Annotated in this window: 20 protein-coding genes and 1 pseudogene; 8 read left to right on the top strand and 13 right to left on the bottom strand. The window is 74.9% G+C overall.

All coding sequences use genetic code 11. The annotated features are described in order from the left end of the window. Positions 1-60: 60 nt before the first annotated feature. The 3 genes from IG64_RS11070 to IG64_RS11060 form a co-directional block, all read right to left on the bottom strand. Positions 61-1,224 carry an MFS transporter gene (locus IG64_RS11070; RefSeq protein WP_037854620.1) on the bottom strand — a complete coding sequence of 388 codons (1,164 nt, stop codon included), beginning with the start codon at positions 1,222-1,224 and terminating at the stop codon, positions 61-63. Positions 1,225-1,774: 550 nt separating this feature from the next. Next, positions 1,775-2,287, bottom strand: coding sequence for a hypothetical protein (locus IG64_RS11065; protein ID WP_234438471.1), 513 nt, complete (start codon positions 2,285-2,287; stop codon positions 1,775-1,777). A gap of 451 nt (positions 2,288-2,738) precedes the next feature. After that, entirely contained in the window at positions 2,739-3,596 is an 858-nt protein-coding gene (locus tag IG64_RS11060; RefSeq protein ID WP_037854617.1) for a class I SAM-dependent methyltransferase, read from the bottom strand. Between the two features lie 207 nt (positions 3,597-3,803). Between IG64_RS11060 and IG64_RS11055 the strand changes: the two genes are divergently transcribed. Next, the gene (locus IG64_RS11055; RefSeq protein ID WP_037854615.1) at positions 3,804-4,184 is read left to right on the top strand and encodes a luciferase family protein; all 381 of its coding nucleotides are present in this window, start codon (positions 3,804-3,806) and stop codon (positions 4,182-4,184) included. Between the two features lie 196 nt (positions 4,185-4,380). Here IG64_RS11055 and IG64_RS11050 read toward each other — a convergent pair whose 3' ends face one another. Further along, on the bottom strand, positions 4,381-5,160 hold the full coding sequence (locus tag IG64_RS11050; protein ID WP_037854614.1) for a DeoR/GlpR family DNA-binding transcription regulator: 780 nt from the start codon (positions 5,158-5,160) through the stop codon (positions 4,381-4,383). Positions 5,161-5,283: 123 nt separating this feature from the next. Between IG64_RS11050 and IG64_RS11045 the strand changes: the two genes are divergently transcribed. Further along, a complete protein-coding gene (locus IG64_RS11045; RefSeq protein WP_037854613.1) occupies positions 5,284-6,165 on the top strand; it encodes an SIS domain-containing protein in 882 nt (293 codons plus the stop codon). Between the two features lie 36 nt (positions 6,166-6,201). Then, positions 6,202-7,164 (top strand): ketose-bisphosphate aldolase, encoded by a 963-nt coding sequence (locus IG64_RS11040; RefSeq protein ID WP_234438470.1) that lies wholly within the window; start codon positions 6,202-6,204, stop codon positions 7,162-7,164. Here IG64_RS11040 and IG64_RS11035 read toward each other — a convergent pair. Beyond that, positions 7,154-8,287 (bottom strand): methyltransferase, encoded by a 1,134-nt coding sequence (locus IG64_RS11035; RefSeq protein ID WP_037854612.1) that lies wholly within the window; start codon positions 8,285-8,287, stop codon positions 7,154-7,156. The genes IG64_RS11040 and IG64_RS11035 overlap by 11 nt on opposite strands. Positions 8,288-8,426: 139 nt before the next feature. On the opposite strand from IG64_RS11035, the gene IG64_RS11030 reads away from it, so the two are divergent. Together IG64_RS11030 and IG64_RS11025 are read left to right on the top strand one after the other, a co-directional pair. Next, positions 8,427-9,206 carry an alpha-ketoglutarate-dependent dioxygenase AlkB family protein gene (locus IG64_RS11030; RefSeq protein ID WP_051812659.1) on the top strand — a complete coding sequence of 260 codons (780 nt, stop codon included), beginning with the start codon at positions 8,427-8,429 and terminating at the stop codon, positions 9,204-9,206. Positions 9,207-9,286: 80 nt separating this feature from the next. Beyond that, positions 9,287-10,525, top strand: a complete 1,239-nt coding sequence (locus IG64_RS11025) for an ROK family protein (RefSeq protein ID WP_037854611.1) — start codon at positions 9,287-9,289, stop codon at positions 10,523-10,525. Positions 10,526-10,586: 61 nt separating this feature from the next. Here the strand turns inward: IG64_RS11025 and IG64_RS42090 are convergent. The 3 genes and pseudogenes from IG64_RS42090 to IG64_RS11010 form a co-directional block, all read right to left on the bottom strand. Then, positions 10,587-11,076 (bottom strand): annotated as a pseudogene (locus tag IG64_RS42090) (zinc-binding dehydrogenase); the annotation flags it as partial. Positions 11,077-11,231: 155 nt separating this feature from the next. Beyond that, a complete protein-coding gene (locus IG64_RS11015; protein ID WP_107474224.1) occupies positions 11,232-11,774 on the bottom strand; it encodes an ATP-binding protein in 543 nt (180 codons plus the stop codon). A gap of 194 nt (positions 11,775-11,968) precedes the next feature. Beyond that, positions 11,969-12,292 carry a hypothetical protein gene (locus IG64_RS11010; RefSeq protein WP_037854609.1) on the bottom strand — a complete coding sequence of 108 codons (324 nt, stop codon included), beginning with the start codon at positions 12,290-12,292 and terminating at the stop codon, positions 11,969-11,971. 434 nt (positions 12,293-12,726) lie between these two features. Between IG64_RS11010 and IG64_RS11005 the strand changes: the two genes are divergently transcribed. Further along, on the top strand, positions 12,727-13,851 hold the full coding sequence (locus tag IG64_RS11005) for a PLP-dependent cysteine synthase family protein (protein WP_037854608.1): 1,125 nt from the start codon (positions 12,727-12,729) through the stop codon (positions 13,849-13,851). A gap of 79 nt (positions 13,852-13,930) precedes the next feature. On the opposite strand, the gene IG64_RS11000 is transcribed toward IG64_RS11005, so the two are convergent. After that, entirely contained in the window at positions 13,931-14,758 is an 828-nt protein-coding gene (locus IG64_RS11000) for a DeoR/GlpR family DNA-binding transcription regulator (protein ID WP_037854607.1), read from the bottom strand. 558 nt (positions 14,759-15,316) lie between these two features. Between IG64_RS11000 and IG64_RS10995 the strand changes: the two genes are divergently transcribed. Continuing rightward, positions 15,317-17,704 (top strand): hypothetical protein, encoded by a 2,388-nt coding sequence (locus tag IG64_RS10995; RefSeq protein WP_051812681.1) that lies wholly within the window; start codon positions 15,317-15,319, stop codon positions 17,702-17,704. Here the strand turns inward: IG64_RS10995 and IG64_RS10990 are convergent. The 4 genes from IG64_RS10990 to IG64_RS10975 form a co-directional block, all read right to left on the bottom strand. Next, positions 17,674-20,121 (bottom strand): right-handed parallel beta-helix repeat-containing protein, encoded by a 2,448-nt coding sequence (locus IG64_RS10990; protein WP_037854606.1) that lies wholly within the window; start codon positions 20,119-20,121, stop codon positions 17,674-17,676. The two genes, IG64_RS10995 and IG64_RS10990, sit on opposite strands and share 31 nt — an antisense overlap. 214 nt (positions 20,122-20,335) lie before the next feature. Beyond that, positions 20,336-20,941 carry a hypothetical protein gene (locus tag IG64_RS10985; RefSeq protein WP_037854605.1) on the bottom strand — a complete coding sequence of 202 codons (606 nt, stop codon included), beginning with the start codon at positions 20,939-20,941 and terminating at the stop codon, positions 20,336-20,338. Positions 20,942-21,107: 166 nt separating this feature from the next. Beyond that, a complete protein-coding gene (locus IG64_RS10980; protein ID WP_037854604.1) occupies positions 21,108-21,932 on the bottom strand; it encodes an MOSC domain-containing protein in 825 nt (274 codons plus the stop codon). Positions 21,933-21,978: 46 nt separating this feature from the next. Further along, entirely contained in the window at positions 21,979-22,419 is a 441-nt protein-coding gene (locus IG64_RS10975) for a DUF6643 family protein (protein WP_037854602.1), read from the bottom strand. Positions 22,420-22,716: 297 nt separating this feature from the next. On the opposite strand from IG64_RS10975, the gene IG64_RS10970 reads away from it, so the two are divergent. Continuing rightward, positions 22,717-23,359: TerD family protein (locus IG64_RS10970; protein ID WP_234438476.1), on the top strand; the 643-nt coding region annotated here is incomplete at its 3' end.

Genomic DNA, 23,359 nt, shown 5'->3' with positions numbered 1-23,359 from the left:
GGTCGTGGGCCCAGGGCCGCCGGCCGGCGGCCCTCGACCGGGGCAGGCCGGCCGCCCGTGTCACTCGTACGCCGACCGCCGGGTCGCGAACCCGATCGCGGCGGCGACGGCGGCCAGGACGGCGACGCTGGTGAGCGCGGCCCGCAGGGAGAGCCATTCGGCCATGAACCCGATGGCCGGAGGCCCCAGGAGCATGCCGCCGTAACCGAGGGTGGAGGCCGTCGCGACACCGCTCGGGCCGGCCAGGGCGCCGGCGCGCTCCACGGCGACCGGGAAGAGGTTCGCGAGCCCGAGCCCGGTGACGGCGAAGCCGAGCAGGGCCGCCCACACGCTCGGCGCCAGACAGCCGAGCAGCATGCCGGCGGCCCCGACGCAGCCGCCTGCCACGATCGTGCGGGTGCGGCCGAGCCGTTCGAGCAGGGTGGTCCCGGTCAGCCGCCCCACGGTCATGGCGAGCGCGAAGCAGGAGTAGCCGACCGCCGCGACGCCCGGCGAGGCGGCCAGGTCCTGGGTGAAGTGCAGCGCGCCCCAGTCGGCCATGGCGCCCTCGCCGTAGGCCGTGCACAGGGCGATGAGACCGAGGACGAGGACCATCGCGCGGGTGCGCCCGTCCACCCGGTGTGTGTCCCGCTCCCCCGGGCGAGTCGGGCCCGACCGGGCCGGGGGCGTGATCCGCAGGAGCGTGCGGCCCGCGACCGCGGTGACGAGCAGGCCGATCAGGGTGAGGGACAGCAGGTGGCGGGCGGGGGAGAGGTGACCGGCCACCAGTCCGCCCAGACCCGCCCCGAGCATGCCGCCGAGGCTGAAGGCGGCGTGGAAGGTCGGCATGACCGGTCGCCGCAGCGCGGCCACCAGATCGACGGCCGCGCTGTTGAACGCCACGTTGATGCCCCCGTAGGCGGCACCGAACACCAGGAGCACGGCGCCGAGCGCCGGGGCGGAGTGGGTGAGCGGGGGCAGGGCGACGCTGAGGCAGAGCAGGACGGCGCAGACCACGGTGACGGGGTGGCTCCCGTAGCGGCGGCACAGACGCCCGGTGAGGGTCATCGTCACGACGGCCCCGGCGGAGACGCCGAGCAGTGCGAGGCCGAGCGCCCCGGCGGAGGCGTGCGTCTGCTCCTTGACGGCCGGGATGCGCACCACCCAGCCGGCGAAGACGAAGCCGTCCAGCGCGAAGAACGCGGTGAGGGCGATCCGGAGACGGACGAGCGAGCGGTCCGGCACGGCACTGTGCGAACGGACTTTGTTTATTAGCGGCACAAAGTCAGGCTAGAAGGGCGTTCGCGGCGGGGCAAGGGGGTGGACGGATCGTCCGGGGCGGGACGGTGCGGAGTTTCCGGGTGCGGTTCTGCGCAGGTCAGCGGGTGGCGGCGGAACCGGCCGGCCGACCGGTCGGTGCGGCCCCGCCCCACCGGGACCGCACCGGAACGCCCCCGCCGCAGCAGCCGGTCGCACCGGAACCACCCGCCGCGAGTACGGGAACGGCCGCTGCCCGCGATGGCCGTGCTGTGATGGCCGCTGCCGCAGTGGCCGTGCTGCGATGGCCGTGCTGCGACGGCTGCTGCGCTGTGATGGCCGCGCCGTGCCGCGACGGCCGTGCCGCGACGGCCGCGCCGCAGCGGCCGACCGCACAGCGATGGCGCCGCCGGACAGCTCAGCGGGAGCGGCCCGGCGGTCGAGCGGGCCCGGCGGGACCGGGGCGGCGGCCCGCCGCGGCGCGGGCGCCGTGCCGCCTCTGTCCAGGGTGTCCGCCGGCCTCTCCGCAGTGTGCTGGTCAGCCCGTCATGCGGCCCCAGCGGGTGTCCATGCGGGCCCATTCGTCGTCCCACTGGTCGAAGCGGTGGTGGTCCAGACGGGACTGCGCGAGTTTCGCGGTGCCGACGACGAGACCGACGGTCGCCGTTCCGGCCCACAGGCCGCCCAGGACCGACTGGAAGGCCGTGTCGGCCGCGGAGGCGGGCGGGGAGGTCAGGGCGCCGTGGCCGTTGGTCCAGACGGTGATGCGGGATCCGGGGGTCGCGGCGGCCGGGACCCGGGTGCGGTCCGTGTGGCCGACGCCGTCGGGTTCGGTCCAGCGGACCGTCCCCCACACCAGGGCGCCGCCCGCCGGCCGGTCGTTCCCCCCGGGGCCGTCACCGTCCCGGGTGAGCACGGCGGTCACCGGGTGGCTCTGCGCGCGGGCGCGTTCCGCCGTCTGCTGCATCGCGCCCACCGTCAGCAGCCCGGCCGCCAGACCGCCCACCAGGGCGAGGACCCAGGCGGCCAGCAGGATCCACGCCTCGATCACATCGCTGGTCCGGCGGAGTGGGTTGCGCCGCCATCGCCACCGCCACACTCCCGCACGACGTGTCACTTTCGACACCCCCTCGTGCCAGACCTACGGCCCTTGGAGCCGCGAACAGAATGGGGGTTGCGACCAGCTCGCGGCGTCCGGCGCGTGCGATCGCAAGACGCCGGAAGGTCCTCGTAGCGGAGCTACCAGGAGCCTTTCGGCAACGCCGCGAGCGTGCGGGCCGGGCGTCGCGGGCCGGGCGCCCGTTCTGTCCGGAACTCTTACCACCAGTGTGCCCCCAGAAGCGATCAGAGGCCTGCGCGCGGGCGGAACCGGCGCGACGAGCGCTGGACGGAACCGGCGCGACGAGCGCCACGACGGAACCGGCGCGACCGGCGCTGCCGCAGGGGCACCCGGAACGCTCGGCGCCGAAGGGGGGACCGGAGCCCGGGGCGCCCTCGGCGGTTCAGGCCGTCGCCACCAGCAGTTCCTCCGCGGCCGCCGGACGCAGTCCGTCCGTCCGGCCGCTGAAGTAGCGCCGCGCCAGGTCCTCCGCCGACACGTGCCGCACCTGCGCGAACCCCGCCGCGCGCGCGAAGGAGAGCATCTCCGGCGGGGAGAAGAAGCTGAGGAACGGCGTCCCCGAGGCCCGCGCCAGGCGCGTAGTGGTCTCCAGCAGGTCGCGCATCGCCGGCTCCAGGAGTTCCGCGGGCCGCATGAACGTCATGGCCAGCGTGGAGCCTGGCGCGAGTCCCGCCACCTGGCGCAGCGTGCCCGCGATCGCCTCCCGCGTGAGGTACATGCTCACGCCCGTGCAGGCCACCACCGCCGGGGCGGCCGCGTCGAACCCGGCCGCGATCAGTTCCTCCCACCAGGAGCCGCCCGCCTCGAAGTCGACGGGCACCAGCCGCAGGCCGTCGGGCACCCCGAGCCCCAGTTCGGCCAGGCGCCGCCGCTTCCACGCCTGCGGCTCCGGCTGGTCCACCTCGAACACCCGCATCCCGGCCGCCGCCTCGGGACGGCGCTGGACGAAGGTGTCCAGACCGGCGCCGAGGACCACGTACTGCGTGACGCCCCGCCCCGCCTGCGCCACGGCCAGGTCCTCGACGAAGCGGGCCCTGGCCACGATGCCCGCCCGGAACGCCCGCGTCCGCTCCGGGTCCATGTCCGGCCGCGCGCGCCAGTCCTCGCCGGGGTCCGCCAGGCGCAGGCCCACCTCGTCCTCGAAGACGTGCGGCGGCGGATCGGCCCGCACGTGCAGCGCCCGCCACAGCGCGACCCGTACCGCCGTGTGGTCCGGCTGCTCCGCCCGACTGTCCACCATGCGTCCACCACTCCTTGGCGACCGGACCGGGGGCGGTCGCCCCCGGGGACCAGGGTGGCGTGTGTGCGGGGCGGCCACCACCGCGCCGACGCGCCGTCCGGCGGGTCTTGCCCGAACGGGTGAGGCGGCCTTCCCTTTTCGGACACGGATCGGTTAAGGCTTCCTCACGTGCCGGTTGCCGTGCGGTGAGCGCGCCATGATGGGGCCATGACGCTCGCCGCGCGCGCTCTCGCCCAACTGGCCACCTGGCCCGACCTGATGGAAGCGGTACCGAGCTGTGGCACCGGGCAGGCGCTCGGCTCGGCGCACGGGGAGATCGCCCACTTCCACTCCGACCGCGACGTCGACCTCAAGCTGACCGACCGGGCCATACGCCGGCTGTCGGGCGACCTCAGACGCTTCGCCGCCGTCCGTGTCGTGCCGGGTTCCTCCTGGGTGACGATCCGCCTCGACGCCTCGGCCGACGTCGATCTCCTCCTGTCCCTCATGAGCGTCGCGCTCAAGGCCGATCAGGGGGGACCGGGGGAGGACCGTCCGGTTCCGGCGGGCTGCAACGACGGCCGTGGTGTGGGCTTCCGGCGCACCTGACCCGCCCGGGCCCCGGCCACGGTCCCGGCAGGCGACGAACACGCCGGACACCCCGGTCCGCCCGGAGACCTCGGACGTCCCGCCTGCCCCGATCGCTGCGGCGGTCCCGGGCACGCGGCAGGCTTCGAGCGCACCGGTGGGCTCGGAGACCCGGGTCCTCCTCTCCGGCGGCCCGAGCCCCCGGCGTGCCCCGGTCTCAGACGGTGACCACCCGGACCCCCGCCTCCTCGAACCTGCGGACCGTCTCCTGGCCCGCCGCCGCGTCCGTGACCAGGGTGTCCACCGACTCCGCCGGGCAGATGCGGGCGAAGGCGCGGCGGCCCAGCTTGCTGGAGTCCGCGGCCACGACGACGCGCTCGGCGCGCTCGCACAGCACCCGGTTGATGGCGGCCTCCGCCTCGTCGTGGGCCGCCGCACCGTGCGTGACGTCGAAGGCGACCACCCCGAGCACCGCCACGTCGAGCGTGATCTGCCCGAGCACGCCGTCCGCCAGCGGCCCGATCAGCTCGTACGACTGCGGGCGCGCGACGCCGCCGGTCACCACGATCTTGAACTGGGGCCGCACGGCCAGCTCGTTGGCGATGTTGAGCGCGTTCGTCACCACGGTCAGGGCGGGCGAGCCGGAACCGAGGTCGCCGCGCACCGCCAGGGCGCGCGCCACCTCCGTGGTCGTGGTGCCGCCGGTCAGACCCACCGCCTCCCCGGGCGCGACGAGGCCGGCGACGGCCTGGGCGATGCGCTGCTTCTCCGATGCGCGGCGGGCCGTCTTGTAGCGCAGCGGCAGCTCGTAGGAGACGCCGTGCACGACCGCGCCGCCCCGGGTGCGCACGAGCATCTGCTGTTCGGCGAGCTGGTCGAAGTCCCGCCGGATCGTGGCGGCCGACACCTCCAGCCGGGTCGCCGCCTCCTCGACCTCCAGGCGGCCGTGCTCCACGAGCAGTTCCAGCAGCGCCTTCCAGCGGGCGTCGCGCGACATCGGCGGCCTCCGTTCGTCATCCTCCGCGACCTTAGCGCACCCGACGCACGGTGAAATGCTTGATTGTGCTCGAAAGTGGGCTGTATCTTGCACGAACAATCAGATGACCCGGGAGGGTGTGCCATGAGCCATGTCGAGGACGAGCTGACCAGCCAGCCGGAGTGCTGGACCCGAGTCGCGGCCGAAGCCGCGGAGCACGGCCGGGCGCTGCCGGCCCCGGGGGAACGGGTCGCGATCGTCGGCTGCGGAACCTCGTACTTCATGGCGCAGTCCGCCGCGGCGCTGCGCGAGGGCGCCGGACAGGGCGAGACCGACGCCTTCGCCGCCTCCGAGTTCCCCCGAGGCCGTGCCTACGACCGCGTGATCGCCCTGACCCGGTCCGGCACCACCACCGAAGTCCTCGACCTGCTGGGCGGGTTGAAGGGCGCCACCCGCACCACCGCCGTCACCGCGGACCCGGCCACCCCGGTCATGTCCGCCGCCGACGACGTCGTCGTCCTCGACTACGCCGACGAACGCTCGGTCGTGCAGACCCGGTTCGCCACCACCGCGCTCACCCTGCTGCGCGCCCACCTCGGCCTGCACACCGACGCCGTGGTCGCCGACGCCCGCACCGCGCTGGCCGGGCCCCTGCCCGAAGGACTCGTCGACTGCACGCAGTTCACCTTCCTGGGCCGCGGCTGGACCGTGGGCCTGGCCAACGAGGCCGGCCTCAAGATGCGCGAGGCCTCCCTGTCCTGGACCGAGGCGTACCCGGCGATGGAGTACCGCCACGGCCCCATCAGCGTCACCACCCGGGGAACGGCCACCTGGGCGCTCGACCAGGCCCCGGATGGCCTCGCCGAACAGGTCCGCGGCACGGGCGCGCTGTGGGTCCAGGGCACCCTCGACCCGCTGGCCGAACTCGTGCGCGCGCAGCGCCTCGCAGTGGCCGTCGCCGCCTCCCGCGGCCTCGACCCCGACCAGCCGCGCCACCTCACCCGCTCGGTGATCCTCACCCCCTGACCTCCTGCCCCGCCCCCCTCCCGAAAGGAACAGGCCGTGCCGCTTGCAGCCACCGGCGAACTGGTCGGCAGCGCAGCCGCCGCGCGCTCCGCCGTCGCCGCGTTCAACATCATCACCCTGGAACACATCGAGGCCGTCGTCGCGGGCGCCGAGGCGGCCGGCGCACCCGTCCTCCTCCAGGTCAGCGAGAACGCGGTCGCGTACCGCTACGGGCGGCTGCTGCCGCTGGCCCGCGCCGCCGTCGCCGCCGCCGAACAGGCGGCCGTCCCCGTCGCGCTGCACCTCGACCACGTGCAGAGCGACGACCTGCTGCGCCAGGCCGCCGACGCGGGCTTCGGCTCGGTGATGTACGACGCGGCGCGGCTGCCCTACGCGGAGAACCTCGCCGCGACCCGGGCCGCCGCCGAGTGGGCGCACTCCCGGGGGCTGTGGATCGAGGCGGAGCTGGGGGAGGTCGGCGGCAAGGACGGCCGGCCGCCGCTGGACGCCCACGCCCCGGGCGCCCGTACCGACCCCACCGAGGCGCACGCGTTCGTCACCGACTCCGGCGTGGACGCCCTGGCCGTGGCCATCGGCAACACGCACGCCATGACGGAACGCACCGCCGCCCTCGACCACGACCTCATCAAGAGCCTGGCCGGCGCGCTGGACGTCCCGCTCGTCCTGCACGGCTCCTCCGGCGTGCCCGACGGCGAACTGACGGCGGCCGTCACCGGCGGCATCGCCAAGGTCAACGTCGGCACCGCCCTCAACATCGCCATGACCGCGGCGATCCGCGACTTCCTCGCCGCCCACCCGGAGGCGGTCGACTCCCGCAAGTACCTGGGGGTGGGCCGCGAGGCGATGGCGCGGGAGGTGGAACGCCTCATCCGCGTGATCGGCACGCCGGTCGCCCGGGCCGCCTCGGACGGCATCGGCACGCCGGGCGCAGCCGGTGCGTCCGACGGCGTCGCCGCACCGGCCGGCCTCGGTACGGCGGGTGCGGCGGCTACCTCCTGACGGCCGTCAGCACCACGAACTTCGGGTTGCCGGCCACCAGCCGGCAATTGCCGAACAGCCGGCGCAGCTTCACGTGATAGCCCAGGTGCCGGTTGCCGACCACCCACAGCGCGCCACCGGGGCGCAGCGCCCGCCGCGCCCCGGTGAACATCCGCCACGCCGTCGCGTCCGTCGTCGCCTGGTGCGAGTGGAAGGGCGGGTTGTTCAGCACCAGGTCCACGCTGCCGGCCGGCACCCCGTCCAGGCCGTCCCCGACCCGGAACTCGGCGTGCCCCGGCACCCCGTTCGCCTTGTACGTCGCCTCCGCCGACGCCACCGCCTGGAACGACTCGTCCGTGAACAGCACCTCGGCACCCGGGTGCGCCAGCGCCACCGCCGTACCCACCACACCGTTGCCGCAGCCCAGGTCCACCACGCGGCGCGCGGTGCGCGCGTCCGGCAGGTGCTCCAGGAGGAAACGGGTGCCGATGTCGAGCCGGTCGGCGCAGAAGACCCCCGCGTGGTTGACGACCGGCCGTCCCGAGACCGCGCCGACGCCGTCGGGCAGCGTGTACGCGTACGGCCACGGGTTCGCGGGCCGTTCCAGCGCCGGGTCCGGCCGGCACAGGATCAGCCGCGCCTTGCGCTCGGCCAGTGAGGTCCGGGTGGGGCCGAGGACACGCTCGAACAGCGCCAGCGTGGAGGTGTGGATCTCCTTGACCATGCCGGTGCCGACCACCACCGTGCCCGCGTGCACCCCGGGTGCCAGCCGCAGCAGCTGGTCCTCCAGCAGGGCGAGGCTCTTGGGCACCCGCACCAGCAGGACGTCGATCCGCCCGGGCGGCGGGTCCTGGGTGGTCAGCAGGCGCACCGCCCCGGTCTCCACCCCGTTGCGGGCGAGGTTGGCGCGGGCCGCCTCCTGCCCGAGGTAGGAGTCCGTGATGTGCACCGGCCGGTGCGCCGCCAGCGCCGTGACCAGCGCGCCCCAGCGGTCCCCGAGGACCACGACCGTGCCGGACAGGTCGATGGACTGTTCTGCGAGGTGTCGCAGCAGGTACTCGTCGGAGGCGTCCCAGGCACGCAGCCGGTCGCGCGGGTCCTCGGGGAACCGGGCCAGCGCCGGCTCGCCCCAGGAAGTCGTCATACGGTCGTTCATCGTGCGTCCAGGCTAGGCCCTGTCGTCAAATTCCCGTCGTGCGCCCGCAGGGCGTCGCGGGACGGACGGGAAGGTGAGGACAGGGTGGCCGCACCGCAGCTCACGACCGCTCGGGCAGGATGGAGGCATGGACGCCGAGCTGTTCCCCCGTTCCCGTACGGAGATCGCGCCGGGCGCCGTGCACGTACCGGACTGGCTGGACGCGGCCGGGCAGCGCGCGCTGCTGGCCGCCTGCCGGGAGTGGGCCCGCCCGCCGGCCGGCCTGCGCACGGTGCGCACCCCCGGCGGCGGCACGATGACCGCCCGGCAGGTCTGCCTCGGCCGGCACTGGTACCCGTACGGCTACGCACCCACGGCGGTCGACGGTGACGGCGCCCCGGTCAAACCGTTCCCGGCCTGGCTCGGGGAGCTGGGCCGGCGCGCGGTCGCGGACGCGCTGGGAACCGGCGCGCTCGGGACGGACGGCGCCGGAGGGGGCGCGCCCGGAGCGGAGGGGGCCGGCACGGACGCGCCCGGGGCCGGCGGGGTGGCGTACGACATCGCGCTCATCAACTTCTACGACGCCGACGCCCGTATGGGCATGCACCGCGACAGCGACGAGAAGTCCGGCGCGCCCGTGGTGTCGCTGAGCCTGGGGGACACCTGCGTGTTCCGCTTCGGCAACACCGAGACGCGCGCGAGGCCGTACACGGACGTCGAACTGCGCAGCGGTGACCTGTTCGTGTTCGGCGGCCCGTCCCGGCTTGCGTACCACGGTGTGCCGCGCGTCCACGGGGGCACCGCACCGCGTGAGTTGGGCCTGACCGGGCGGCTGAACGTCACGCTCCGGGTGAGCGGGTTCCAGGGTTCGTCCTCCGGATCCCGCACCGAGCGGCCGCCCGCACCGGACCCCGCTCACCTGGGCTGATCCGCACCGCCGCTGACCTGCGGCATGATCGGCCGGCCGGACCCGCCGCCGGGCCCGCGGATCATGGGAGACTCGGCCTCATGAGCGGCAAGGCGGACCCCCGGGCGGCGGGGGAAGGGACCACCTCGAGGACGCGGCTGGACCGGGGGCGCGGTGCGCTCGGACCCGCCCTGGAGCTGGTGCACACCGGACGCGCCCCGACCCGCGCCGTGCTCACCGCCGAACTGGGCGTGACCCGGGCGACGGCCGGTGCGGTCGCCGCCGAGCTGGAGGCGCTGGGTCTGATCCGGGTGGACGCCCGGCCGGGGGCGGCGGCCGGTTCGCAGGGGCGGCCCTCGCACCGGCTCACGGTCGCGAACGAGGGTCCTGTGGCCCTGGCCGCCCAGGTGCACGCGGACGGCTTCCGGGCCGCCCTGGTGGGACTCGGCGGCCGGATCGTGGCGACCGCGCCGGGCTGCGAGACCGTCGACGCCGACCCGGCCAAGGTGCTCGGCTCGGTCGTCGAGGCGGGCGCCGGGCTGCTGCGGGCCACCGGGCGGCGCTGCGTCGGCGCGGGCCTCGCCGTGCCCTCCGCGGTCGCCGAACCGGACGGCACGGCCCTGAACCCGCTCCACCTCGCCTGGCCCGCGGGCGCCCCCGTGCGGCGGATCTTCGCCCAGTGCGTACGCGACGCCGGCATCGGCGGACCGGCGTTCGCGGCGAACGACGTCAACCTCGCCGCGCTCGCCGAGCACCGGCACGGCGCCGGACGCGGCGCCCGCGACCTGCTGTGCGTGGCCACCGGACACCGGGGCGTGGGCGGCGCGCTGGTGCTGGACGGGCGGCTGCACACCGGCAGTTCGGGGCTGGCGCTGGAGGTCGGCCACCTCACCGTGAACCCCGAGGGCCGGCCCTGCCACTGCGGCAGCCGCGGCTGCCTGGACGTGGAGGCCGACCCGCTGGCCTTCCTCACCGCCGCGGGCCGGGAACCGGGCCCCGAGGTGTCGCTGCTGAAGCAGGCCGAGGACCTGATCCGGGGCCACTACGACGACCCGGCCGTCCGCACGGCCACCGCCGCGCTGATCGACCGCCTGGGCCTCGGGCTCGCCGGTCTGGTGAACATCCTCAACCCGGACCGGATCATCCTCGGCGGACTGCACCGCGCCCTGCTCGACGCCGATCCCGGCCGGCTGCGGGCGGTCGTCGCCGACCGCAGTCTGTGGGGGCAGAGCGGCGGGGTCCCCATCCTGCCCTGCACGCTGGCCCACAACAGTCTGGTCGGCGCGGCCGAGCTGGCCTGGCAGCCGGTCCTGGACGACCCGCTGGCGGCACTGACCTGACCCGGACCGGGCCGGCCGGTCCGCCGGCGGGGCACGGCGGCCTCGTGAGCGCGCTGCGCGCTCAGGGCCGCAGCAGCGTCTCGATCGCGCGGCGTTCGTCCATGCCCCGGTAGCCCTCGGCCGCCTCCTCCAGCGGGAGGGCCGGATCGAAGACCCCGCCCGGATCGATACGGCCGTCGAGCACCCGTTCCATCAGGTCCTGCAGGAGGGCCCGCACCGGGGCCGGGCCACCGCGCGGCCCGACGGGGGAGAAGAACAGTTCCTGACCGTCGGTCCCCGCGCCGTGCGGCACCCCGACGAAGCCGACACCGCCGCCGGGCCGGGTGCATCGCAGCGCCTGCCGCATGGACCGGGGGTGCCGACGCACTCCGGCACCGAGTCGGCGCCGGTGCCGCGGGCCGGCTCCCGCACGCGGGCGCCCCCCTCGCCGCGCTCGGCGACGAGGGGGGTGCCGCTGAACTCCAGGGCCGCTTCCGGCGGTTCTGGTGCCGGCTCATCGCGACGGCACGCTCGGCGCCCGGTTCCCCGGCGGCGATGACCGCGCACAGACCGGGCGAGGCGGGCGCCCTGTGACCGCCGCCGCCACCGGCGGCCGGCCGCGCACCCGCCGCGGCAGCCCGCGGCCGTTTCGGTGGCCCACCGCGGTGGGCCACCGAAACGGCCTGGGCGGCCGGCGGTCGCGTCCTCGTGCGTCCTCACCGCCCGGTCAGCCGACAACGGCCGACCGGGCGGGAGCGTGCGCGGGGCGCGTGCCGTCGAGGGCGGGGCCGACCTCGGTGAACCGGGGCATGGACTGCTCCCCGCCCACCAGCCGCGGTACCCGTGCGGGCACCCCGACCGGGCCGGCGGCCGTGGGCAGGGTGAACCACACCACCTTGCCCTCCTCGCCGTCCGGGCGAGCGCCCCAGCTCTCGCTCATCGCGGCCACCATCGCGAGCCCCCGGCCCTCGGTGGCCAGCGGTGCGATCTCGCCCATGTCCTCCACCACGGGAAGACGTGGATCGTGGTCGCGTACGGAGACGGTGAGCCGGTCGAGGAGCAACTCCAGCTCGACGGTGCACAGTTTGTCGGGCCGGGCGTGCTGGTGGACGTTGGTCAGCAACTCCGTCACACCGAGCGCGGCCCGGTCTATCAGAGGGTCCAGATGCCAGTAGCGCAAGTGCGCCGATACGATTCTGCGGACCTGGCCGATCCGCGACGGCAGGGCTTGGAGCTCCACCGTGCAGTGCCTGCTTGGGTGACTGATCACGGCTGCGACTCCCCGACGTTGAGGTCCGGAAGAACACGACGTTTCGGATGCAGCAGGGCGCCTGCGTGACACTGCCGCCTGCTGTCGTGGCCGGCGGGCTGGTTCGCAGCGTTATCGCCGGTAAACCCAGAGTGACGTGAGACCAGCGTGGCGCAAGGGGTTCGGTACCGCAACTTCGAGTCACCTTCCGACGCTCAGCCGTCCCGTCCCGCCGCCCGGCGGACCGCCTCGACGAACCGCTCGGCGGCAGGCGGCCCCGGCTCCCCGGGCGGGGGGTCGTCCGCGGCGAGGGTGAGGACGTACCGGTGGCCGTTGAGGTCGGCCAGCGCCCGGTCCTCCGGGGCCAGCCACGGCCTGGACGCGCGCACCGCACGGATCGGCGCGCTGTCGATCTCGCTGCCGTAGCTGGTCAGCAGCTCCAGCCTGCCGTCGCTGATCCGCACCCGCCCGGCCCGGGTCAGCGAGCGCAGCCGCCGCGCGATCCGCACCCCCCTGGCCGTGAACTCCGGCTCCGCCATCCCTGACCGCCCCCTTGCACGCGCCGGCGCCTGGTGCGCGCGCCGGCTCCCGTCGCCGCCGGGACACGCCCGCACGCCCGGCTCCGATACCGCCGGGACACGAACCGGCACGGTTCGTCCGGGACCGACCCGGTGCGTCTCCGGCGGGCTGCTCGTCCCGCGCGGTGCAGTCTGCCCCGCTTCGGCACACAGCACCAGAGCACGTGGGACCCCGGCGGGCCGGAACCCGGAGCACTCGCGCGCACGCGCCCCGGCCGATGCCCGCGGTGCGCCGCCGACGCGCTCTGGCGCGTCGCGCCCCAGGGCTGCCTTTGAGTCGCCCAAAGTGGCGTTTATGCAGGTGAAAGGCGTGTCGAAGGTGTCTATCATCGAGTGCGCCAGGGTGTGCGACACGCCGTCGCGGGCCCCGTGAGCCCAGTGTGAGGAGTACGGCCGTGAGCACCACCGAGCAGCGCCGGACCGGCGAGACCCTCGACGTCGACCGCAGCGACACCGGCTACCGCGACTGGCTCAAAGAGGCCGTCCGCAAGGTCCAGGCCGACGCCAACCGCTCCGCCGACACCCACCTGCTCCGCTTCCCGCTGCCCGAGGAATGGGGCGTCGACCTGTACCTGAAGGACGAGTCGACCCATCCGACCGGCAGCCTGAAGCACCGCCTGGCGCGCTCCCTGTTCCTGTACGGCCTGTGCAACGGCTGGATCCGGCCGGACCGCCCGGTCATCGAGGCCTCCAGCGGGTCGACGGCCGTCTCCGAGGCGTACTTCGCCAAGCTGATCGGAGTGCCCTTCATCGCGGTGATGCCGCGTACGACGAGCGCGGAGAAGTGCCGTCTGATCGAGTTCCACGGCGCGCGCTGCCACTTCGTGGACGACCCGCGCACGATGTACGAGGCCGCGGCGCGGCTGGCGGTGGACACCGGCGGCCACTACATGGACCAGTTCACCTACGCCGAGCGGGCCACGGACTGGCGGGGCAACAACAACATCGCCGAATCCGTCTTCCGGCAGCTGGAGCTGGAACGGTTCCCCGAGCCCGCGTGGATCGTCGCCACCGCGGGCACCGGCGGCACCTCCGCCACCCTCGCGCGCTACGTCCACTACATGCAGTACGACACCCGCGTCTGCGTCGCCGACCCGGACAACTCCTGTTTCTTCGAGGGCTGGACCACCGGGGACGCGGACGTCACCTGCGAGCGCGGCTCACGCATCGAGGGCATCGGCCGCCCGCGCATGGAACCGAGCTTCGTTCCCGGCGCCATCGACCGGATGATGAAGGTGCCCGACGCCGCCGCCGTCGCCGCCGTCCGCGCCCTGGAGCGGGTCATCGGCCGCAAGGCCGGCGGCTCCACCGGCACGGGGCTGTGGAGCGCCCTGAAGATCGTCGCCGAGATGCGGGAGCAGGGGCGCCGGGGAAGTGTCGTCACGCTCCTGTGCGACCCGGGCGACCGCTACCTCGACAAGTACTACTCGGACACCTGGCTGGCCGAGCAGGGTCTGGACAGCGCGCCGTACACCGCGACGATCGACGCGTTCCTGACCACCGGCACCTGGCCGCGCTGAGCCGGGGACAGTCCCACCGACCGCCGCCCGGCCGACCCGCCGCCCCTTCGGCCCGGCCGGCGGGCGGCCCCCTCGGGCCTCAGTCGGCTGAGCCCTCCACGGCCTCGCCCGCCACCACCAGCCGCAGGTGTTCCGGGATCTCGGTGCGCGCCCCCGCCGGCAGTCCGGCGTCCGTCACCAGGGTGTCCACCTGCTCCAGCGTCGCGAACGAACTCAGCCCCACCACACCCCACTTGGTGTGGTCGGCGACCACCACGACACGCCGCGCGGACTGCACCAGCCGCCGGTTCGTCTCCGCCTCCGCGAGGTTCGGCGTCGACAGACCGGCCTCGGCCGATATCCCGTGCACCCCGAGGAAGAGCACGTCGAAGTGGAGCGCCGCGATGGCCTGGTCGGCCACCGGGCCCACCAGCGAGTCGGACGGTGTGCGCACGCCGCCGGTCAGCACCACGGTCGCCGCGCCCTGGCGCCGGCCGGAGGTGCGCTGCGCCGTGTGGAAGACGTCCGCGACCCGGACCGAGTTGGTGACCACCGTCAGATCCGGCACGTCCACCAGGTGATGGGCCAGCGCATACGTCGTCGTACCGCCCGAGAGGGCGATCGCCGAACCCGGCGCCACCAGCTCGGCGGCGGCCCGCGCGATGTCCTCCTTGGCCGTCAGTTCCAGACCCGACTTGGCCTCGAAGCCGGGCTCGTGCGTACTGGCTTCCACGACCGGGACCGCGCCGCCGTGCACCTTCTCCAGCATGCCCTGGCGGGCCAGCGCGTCCAGGTCACGGCGGACCGTCATGTCCGACACGCCGAGCTTGCGCGTCAGCTCGTTGACCCGCACCCCGCCCCGGCGCCGGACCTCGTCGAGGATCAGGGCGCGCCGCTGCTCCGCGAGGAGGTTCTGATTCTCGCTCACGTGTGCTCCGGTTCCTTTCGCCTCAAGCCGTCCGACCCGCGCCTGCGCAGCGGGTCCGGCGAGGAGGTCCGGAAAGCCCCGGTGCGCGGGCGCCCCATCCTTTCACGGGTCGCCCGCGGCAGCGCCATCGCCCGCCCCGACGCGCTCATGCCAGAAACAGGCGCCGCGCCGCACGCCCCCTCACCCCGATGTCACCCGGATCGGGGAGATTGCGTGACAGGGGCTGTGCGGCGGGCCGCCGGCGGAGATCCTGGTCGCGCACCGGCAAGGACGACGGCGCGATCCGGGGGAAGTGCGGCAGTGGCACAGACACGAGGACACCCGACGGCGAACGGACCGGACGGACCGGACGGACCGGAAAGGTCTGACGGACCCGGTGGCTCTTACGGGCCTGACACACCTGACGAGTCTGACGGACCGTGTGGCGCCGACGGAGCCGACGGGCCTGACGGACCCGGTGCTTCTGCCGGGGCCGGCGGACCCGGTGCGCCGGGCGGGCCGGACGGGGCGCGTCCGGCCGGGAGCCCCGGCGCGCCGTCGGGGCCGGCCCCGCCCGCGCTGGAACTCCTCGTGCACGGCGTCGGCGGCACCACACCCGAGAAGATGCTCGACGACGAGCGGACGGTACGGGTCACCGGCGACGACACCGCGGCGGTCTACCGCCGGGCCGCCGACGCCGACGCCGAGACCCGGGCGGGACGGGACCCCGGCCGGCCGGTGCCCGAGGCGTACGTCTGGTGCAACCTCACCTCCGGCGACGGCAGCCGGGCCCTGTGGCTGTTGCTGCTGCCGTTCATGGTCGTCAACCTCGCCCACTGGATGCGCCCCGAGGCCCACGGCCGCCCGCGCACCGTACGCCTGTACGGTCTGCTGGTCCGGCTGGCCGGACTGACCCTCACCGTGCTGCTCGTCGCCGCCGCTTGCGAGGTCGCCCTCGACCTGGCCGCCTGGCAGTGCGCGGGCACACCCGTCTGCACCGCACGCCACTCCTGGCTGGCCTTCCTGTCGCCCGCCACGGGCGGCTGGTGGAGCCAGCCCGGCCGCCGGCTCGGCCTCGCCGCGCTGGTGCCCGCCGCCCTCACCGGCCTGCTGTGCCACCTCTCCCACCGCACCTGGAGCGCCTACGAGTCCCAGCAGCCGCTGTCCCCGGGACCCGAACCCGAGGAGGAACCGGGCGGCGGCTCCCTGGCCCGGCCCGGCTTCTGGTACGGCAGGCGCCTGGTGGCCCGGCTGCGCGGTGCGCACACCGCCGCCGGACTGCTGACCGTCGCCGCGGCGGTCGCCGTCCCGGCCGCGCGCTTCGACCGGCGGCCGGGCGGTCCCGCGGCCCTGGACGCCCTGGGCTGGCTGCTGCACGCCGCCCTCGCCGGCACGGCCGTCCTAGTGGTGGCCGTGGTCTGCCGCCGGGGCCGCAGCGAGCACCGCCTCGACCGGCACCTGGACCGCCGCCTCGTACGGTGGCTGCCGCTCGGCGCGCTCCTGCTGCTCGCCCTCGCCCTGGTCTACGGCGGCTGGTCGCGCCCCGACTGGACGTCCGCGGGCCGGCTGCAGGGCGACGCCGCCTTCGGCGCCATCTCCCTGGTACAGGGCGCCCTGGTCGTCGCCCTCGCCGTCACCGCGGGAGTGCTGCACCGCGGCCGGTCCGCCGACCGCCGCCCGGGCACGCCGCACGCCGCCGGCGGCCGGCGGGCCGCGCTGCGCGGCCAGGGCGGACCGGCGGTCGCCATGCTGTCCTGCGCGCTCGGCGGAGTCATGTCCGGCGGCGTCGCCCAGCGCGTGGCCGACTGGCTGGACGGCACCGGCGGCTGGATCCAGGGACCGCCGGTCCTGCTCACCTGGCAGGCGTCCGTCATTCCCCCGCTGCTCCTGTTGCTGCTGGTGCTGTGCGGGCGGCTCGCCGGCCGCACCTGGCGGCTGGCCCGCGCCGAGCGCGCCACGGTGCGACGGGACTTCCCGGGCGAGCCGGCCGACCGCGAGCGCACCCGCACGATCGCCCGCATCCGGGCGACGGCCACCCTCACCGACGACGCGCCGCTGGTCGTCGGCGTCGTCTCCGCCGCCACCCTCCTGCTGGGCACCGTCGCGCTCGTCGGGGCCCTCGGCACCGGCCGGACCCCGGCCCAGGCCGCCGGCGAGGTCCACCCGGCCGTCCAGGGCGCCGCCCAGACCGCGCAGGCACTGGGCTCCTGGCTCGTCGGACTCGGGTTCATAGCGTTCGTCACCTGGGGCCGGCGCGCCTACAAGGACGCCTCCGCCCGGCGCACCATCGGCATCCTCTGGGACGTCGGCACCTTCTGGCCGCGCGCCGCGCACCCCTTCGCCCCGCCGTGCTATGCGGAACGCGCGGTGCCCGACCTCACCTGGCGGATGGCCACCTGGACCCGGGCCACCGGTGGCCGTCTCGTCCTGTCCGGGCACTCGCAGGGCAGCGTGCTGGCCGCCGCCGCGGCCTGGCAGCTCACCCCGGAGGTCCGCCGCCGGGTCGCGCTGCTCACCTACGGCTCCCCGCTGACCCGCCTGTACGGCCGCTGGTTCCCGGCCCACTTCGGACCGGGTGCCCTCACCGGGCTGCACCGCGACGTGGTCTGCTGGCGCAACCTGTACCGGCTCACCGACCCCATCGGCGGCCCCGTCCGCCTGCCCCGCGACGGCGGCCCGGGGGCCGAGTGCCCGGAGGTCGACCGCGCCCCGCTGAAGGACCCGCTCGCCTACGGCCGTACCGCACAGCACCCGCTGCCCGCACCGGTCCTCGGCCACTCCGACTACCAGGCCGATCCGGCCTTCGCCGAGGAACGACGCGAGCTGCTGGCCCGGCTGCACCCGGAAGTGCCCGCACCGCGCCGCGAGGCGGACTCGCCCCCCTCCCCGGCCGCCGGCCCGCGACCGGGCGCGCGGCCACCAGGAGGCACCGGGGTTCAGGGCAGCTCGGGCAGATCCTCGGAGTAGAGCAGGGTCAGATCGTCGGTGTCGGGGTCGGCGAGCTGGGCGACCCTGCTCGCGTGCCGCTCCACCATCGCCTCGAACGTCTGCCGCGCCGTGCGGCCGTTGCCGAACGCGGCGCCCCGGGGAAGCGCCGTGAAGTACTTCAGCAGCGCGTCCGGCGTGCCCGGCGCCAGCCGGTACTCGTGCTCCTCGGCCTGCTGCCCGACGATCCGCAGCAGTTCCTCGGGACCGTAGTCGCTGAAGGTGATGGTGCGCGAGAAGCGCGAGGCCACGCCGGGGTTGACGGACAGGAACCGCTCCATCTCGGCCGTGTAGCCGGCGACGATCACCACGACCGCGTCGCGGTGGTCCTCCATCAGCTTCACCAGCGTGTCGATGGCCTCCTTGCCGAAGTCGCGCCCGGCGTCCTCGGGGGAGAGCGCGTACGCCTCGTCGATGAACAGCACACCACCGCGCGCCCGTTCGAACGCCTCCTGGGTGCGGATCGCGGTGGAGCCGATGTGCTCCCCGACCAGGTCGACGCGGGACACCTCGACGAGATGGCCCTTGTCCAGGACCCCGAGGGAGGCGAGGATCTCGCCGTACAGGCGGGCGACCGTCGTCTTGCCGGTGCCGGGGGAGCCGGTGAAGACCAGGTGGCGCTTGACGGAGGCGGCCTTGAGCCCGGCCTGCTGCCGGCGCCGGCCCACCTCGATCATGTCGGTGAGGGCCCGCACCTCGCGCTTGACGCTCTCCAGGCCGACCAGGGCGTCGAGTTCGCCCAGCACGTCCTTCGCGGTGCGCGCGGGCCGCTCCTCCTGAACCGCGGGCGCGGGCGGCTCCTGCGCGGTGCCGCGCTGCCCCGGGACCGCCCCCAGCAGACCGGGCGCACCGGGCGACGGCTGCACCGTCTGCACGGCCGTCTCCCGGGCGGCGGGCGGGCGCACGCCGCCGCTCTCGTCGCTCGCGCAGTCCTCGACGACCGGTCCCGACCCGGGCGCCGCGTCCTGGCCGGCGTCCGCGAACTCGTACCCGCCGCGGGCACACCGCTCCGTACGGCACTTCTTCAGCGTGGTACGGCAGCCGTCGATCACATGGAAGCCGTAGCCCCCGCTGCCGGTGACCCGGCAGCCCAGGAAGCTGCCGCGGCCACCGGCCGAGACGTAGAAACCGGCCTCGGCGGGGGAGACGACGGTGCAGCGCTCGATGGTCGGGTCGGCGCCCTTGGTGACGATCACACCGGTCTGGGTGGCGTCCACCGTGCAGTTGGCGAGCGTGCCGCCGCTGCCGTGGTCACGGAACCACGCCCCCGTGGCCGCTTCCTTGATCCGGCAGTCGTCGAGCTGTGCCGTGGCGCCGTCGCTCACCGACACGGCCGTGTTGCGCACCTGGGACAGGTCGCTGTCGACGACGTCCGCGCGGGAGCCGCGGTCCAGGACGAACAGGGCGTCCGGCACGTCGTGCACCCGGCAGGAGTCGAGGACCGCGGTCGCGCCGTCACTGATCCACACGGCCGGGTAGTCGCCGGTGCTGTCGGAGATCTCGCACTGGTTGGCGTCCACCCGGGTGCCCGGGTCCCACACCGACAGGCCGTTGCGCCCGAACCGGCGCACCGTGGTCCGCGTCAGCGTCAGCACGGAACGCGAACGCAGGTCCACCGCGTTCTCCGGGATGTCGTGGAGCCGGCAGTCGGCGAGGGTGAGCACGGCGTCCGTGTCGAGGGTGACGCCGTCCGCGGTGGTGCGGTGCACCTCGCAGTCGGTGAGGTGCGCGGTGGCCCGCCCGGTCACCTGCACACCGCTGCCGCGGACCTCGTAGACCTCGCAGCCGACGGCCTCCAGGGCGGAGTTGTCCCCGGTCACGGTGATGCCCGGGCCCGAGGTGTGGTGGATCCGGCAGCGTTCGAGACGCGGGTGGGCGGCGTCCCGGACCGACACGCCGGACTGCCCGGCGGCCAGGATCTCGCACTCCTCGAACACCCCGCCGCCCGAGCCGAGCACGGCGATGCCGGCGCCGGCCGGATTGTCCACCGTGCAGCGCCGCACGGTGGGGCGGGCCCCGCCGCGCACCTCGATGCCGGACGCCGACCGCGTCACGATCCGCACGTCCTTCAGCTCCGGTGTGCCCTCCTCCACCAGCAGCGCGGGCGCGGTGGTGTCCTGGCCCTCCACGTGCAGGTCCTGCACCACCGCCGAGGCGCGCACGGTCAGCGGCACCCCGTCCACGGGGGCGATGCGCACCGCGCCGGGGGATCCCTCGGGACCGCGCAGGGTCACCGCGCGCTGGACGACGAGGTTCTCGCGGTAGGTGCCCGCGGCGACGGTGAGGACGTCACCGTCCGCCGCGGCCTCCAGGGCGGCGGCCAGCGATGCGTACTCACCCGTGCGGCGCCGCCACCGTGATGTGCCGGTGTGCGTCACCTGGACCGTGCCCTGTGCCATGGTGTTGCCGTGCCCCCACCTCGTCGTACTGATGGCTCGTTCACCTTCGGGGCGCCGCACCGGTGCCGGGACCGGGGCCGTGCTCAGCCCTTCGGGCCGCCGCGCGCACGCGCGCGGAGGGTGCCGAACGCGTCGGCCGGTCCACCGTAGCGCGTGCGTGGAGGGTCGGTTGACCGGAGCGGGAAGGCCGGCGGCAGCCGGAGCCGGGAGGGCGTCAGCTGCCGGTGCCGGTGCGGCCCCAGTCCGGACCGGCGCGGTCCCAGGCCTGGTCCCAGCGCGCGTACCTGCGGCGGACCAGGCGCCACAGGACCAGTCTGCGTATCCCCTCGGTCAGGGCCGCCGCCACCAGGGCCGTACCGAGCCCGGCCAGCACCGCGTGCGTGGTGGCGGTGGTGGTGTCCAGGGGGCGGGGCACGGTCCGTCCGTGTGCGTCGGTCCACAGGGTGAAGCGGTCGCCGGGGTGCGGGCTGTCGAGATCGGTGGTGACCGGGCCGTGCCGGTGGACGCCGTCCGGTCCGGTCCAGTCGGCGACGACACGGCTGCGGACGTCCCGGCCCGTCGCGATCTCCGGGTCGGCGACCGGTGCGGACGCGGTCAGTCTCCGTACGACGGTGGCGGGGACCGGATGCCGCGCGTGCCGCTGCTCGCGCACCGACTGCTGGAGGGCGTCCTGGGTGGCCGTACCGACGAGGGAACCGAGGACGGGGGCGGCGACCAGGATCAGAAGCAGGGCGGCCAACGCCATCCATGACTCGACCAGATCGGTCGTGCGCCGCAGTGGATTGTGCCGCCAGCGCCAGAGTCCGCTGATTGCCCGCACTCTCCCGCACCCCCTTCCCGCTCCGTGATAACCCCCCGCGGAGCCGTGCATCCGGGAAGTCGGTCGAAGAGAGAGGGAAATCACCTCCGACCGGCCACTCTCATGAATCACTCACGAATCCCCAACGAGCGGGCCGCGGCCACGGGTTCCCGGGAAGGGGCGGATCTCACTCGAGGATCGTGAGCGGGTCGCCGACGCGGAGGGTGCCACGTGACTCGGGCACCAGGTTCTGCCCGAAGACCAGGGAGCCGCCGAAGCGGCGGTGGCGGCCGAGGGTGCGCAGGGGTTCCCTGCCGCGTTCACCGGTGGTCTGGTCGGTGGTGGTGACCACGCACCGGCCGCACGGCTTGGCGACCCGGAAGGTGACCTCTCCGATCGCGATCCGCTGCCAGTCGTCCTCCGCCCAGGCGGCGGTGCCGCTCACCACGACGCTCGGGCGGAACCGGTCCATCGGCACCGGGCCCTCGTCGGCGTGATCGCCCTGTGCGATCAGCGAGTTGAGCGAGCGGAGCGAGGAGAGCGAGGTGATCAGCAGCGGGAAGCCGTCGGCGAAGCTCACGGTCTCCCCGGGGCGCGCGAAGTCCGGGTCGACGGGCCGGCGGGTGGCGGGGTCGTCCATGTGCACCAGGCGCACCGCGGCTCCGACGAGGGCGCTGCACCAGGCGTCGGCGGCGGCACCGGCCGGGACGGCCTCCACCTTCTCGCCGAAGATGTCCACCGTCACGGTGGCCCCCGGCCGCGGCACGGGCACGGTGCACGGCTCGAGTCCGGGCGCGGACAGACGCAGGCCGCCGCCGGGTGACAACTCGGCGACGGCCGACGCGAGGTGCGGCTGCTGGCGCTGGGTGACGACCTTTCCCCCGTCGTCGGTCAGGACCCAGCGCCGGTCCCCGGCCAGCCCCCAGGGCTCCACAACGGCTTCCCCGAGCCCCACGGGCCGGAACGCCTTGACCGGATGGATGTGTATCGAGTGCAGTTCCGCATTCCCCATGACCTCATCCTGCCAGGCGGCACGGACGGGCGGGGAGGCAGAAGGATCAGTAGCCGCGGTACTGCTGGTTGTTGTACGGGTCCTGGTACGGCGCCGCGCCGGGCCGCGGGGCCGCGGGACGCATCGCCTCGTAGCCCGTGCCGTTCGTCATGGGGCGCGGAAGCTGCTGCTGCGGGCCGGGATAACCGCGCGGGGCGGAGGCCTGCTGCGGGATGTAGGCGGCGGGCGCCTGCTGCACAGGTGCGGGCTGCGGCGGCTGCGGGTAGCCGTAGCCGGGCTGGGACGGGGCTGCCGGCAGGGCGGGCAGCGCCGAGGGAAGCGCGGGCAGGTGGCTTCCCGCGTGGTTTCCCGTGTCGTACGGCGCGGGAACCCGGATCGGGGCGATCTGCGGCGTGCCCCGCTCGGCGACGAGCGAGTCGTAGATCGGGGTGTCCGGGAAGGAGGCGGAGTAGTAGCCGCCACCATAAGTGGAGCGGGGGGAGGTCATGGCACATAAGTTAAGCCCACGATGTGCTGGTTGGGGAGACCGATAAGAGGGTTGTTTTCCGTGTCGGCGGTGACGTGGGATCCCCAATCCGAGCGAAATTGACAAAAAGGGACGCTGCGGGGGGTTTGGATCGTGTAAGGAGCAGGGTTCTGGGGCGTTACGGGAGGCCGGCCGGGCGAGTTGTGCCGCTCCTCGTGAGAGTCCGGCCCCGCGGGCATAGGTTGGGCGGGGAGCGAGTCGACGCAGCGCCGGGATCGGGGAGATCGGCCCGGCCTAGGTGAGGGGGCGCACATGTCCATGCCGAAGGGATCGAACACGCCGGTGCCGACCACCGCCCTGCGCGTCGAGGTGGGCCGGCGTTCCGGTCCCGGCGTCCCCGACGTGGACGCCTCCGCCCTGCTGCTGGCGGGGGACGGAAAGGTGCGCTCCGACGGGGACTTCGTCTTCTACAACCAGCCGGCCCACACCTCCGGCGCGGTACGCCACGAGGGCAAGCGCGACCTCGCGGGACAGGCGACCGACACGCTCGTCGCCGACCTCGCGCGCGTGGAGTCGGCGATCGACCGGGTGGTGCTGGCCGCCTCGGCGGACGGCGGCACGTTCGGCCAGGTGCCCGGTCTCTACATCGAGGTGCGGGACGCCGCGGCGGACACCGTGGTCGCCCGCTTCGACAGCACCGGGGCGAGTGTCGAGACCGCCTTCGTGCTGGGCGAGTTCTACCGCCGCCAGGGCGCCTGGAAGTTCCGTGCCGTCGGCCAGGGCTACAGCAGCGGACTGGAGGGCCTGGCCACCGACTTCGGCATCACCGTGGACGAGCCCCGGCACGCCGCGCCGCCCCCGGCGCCGTCGGCGGCCCGCACCCCGCCCCCGGCACCGCGGGCCGGCGGGGTGGCGGCCCGGACGCCGGCCGCCGCCCCCGCCGCACCGCCCCCCGCCGGCC

The sequence above is a fragment of the Streptomyces sp. NRRL S-340 genome (assembly GCF_000720185.1).
Classification (GTDB): Bacteria; Actinomycetota; Actinomycetes; order Streptomycetales; family Streptomycetaceae; genus Streptomyces.
Note: the sequence above shows the minus strand (reverse complement) of the source record. Positions and strands in the feature narration are given on the sequence as shown.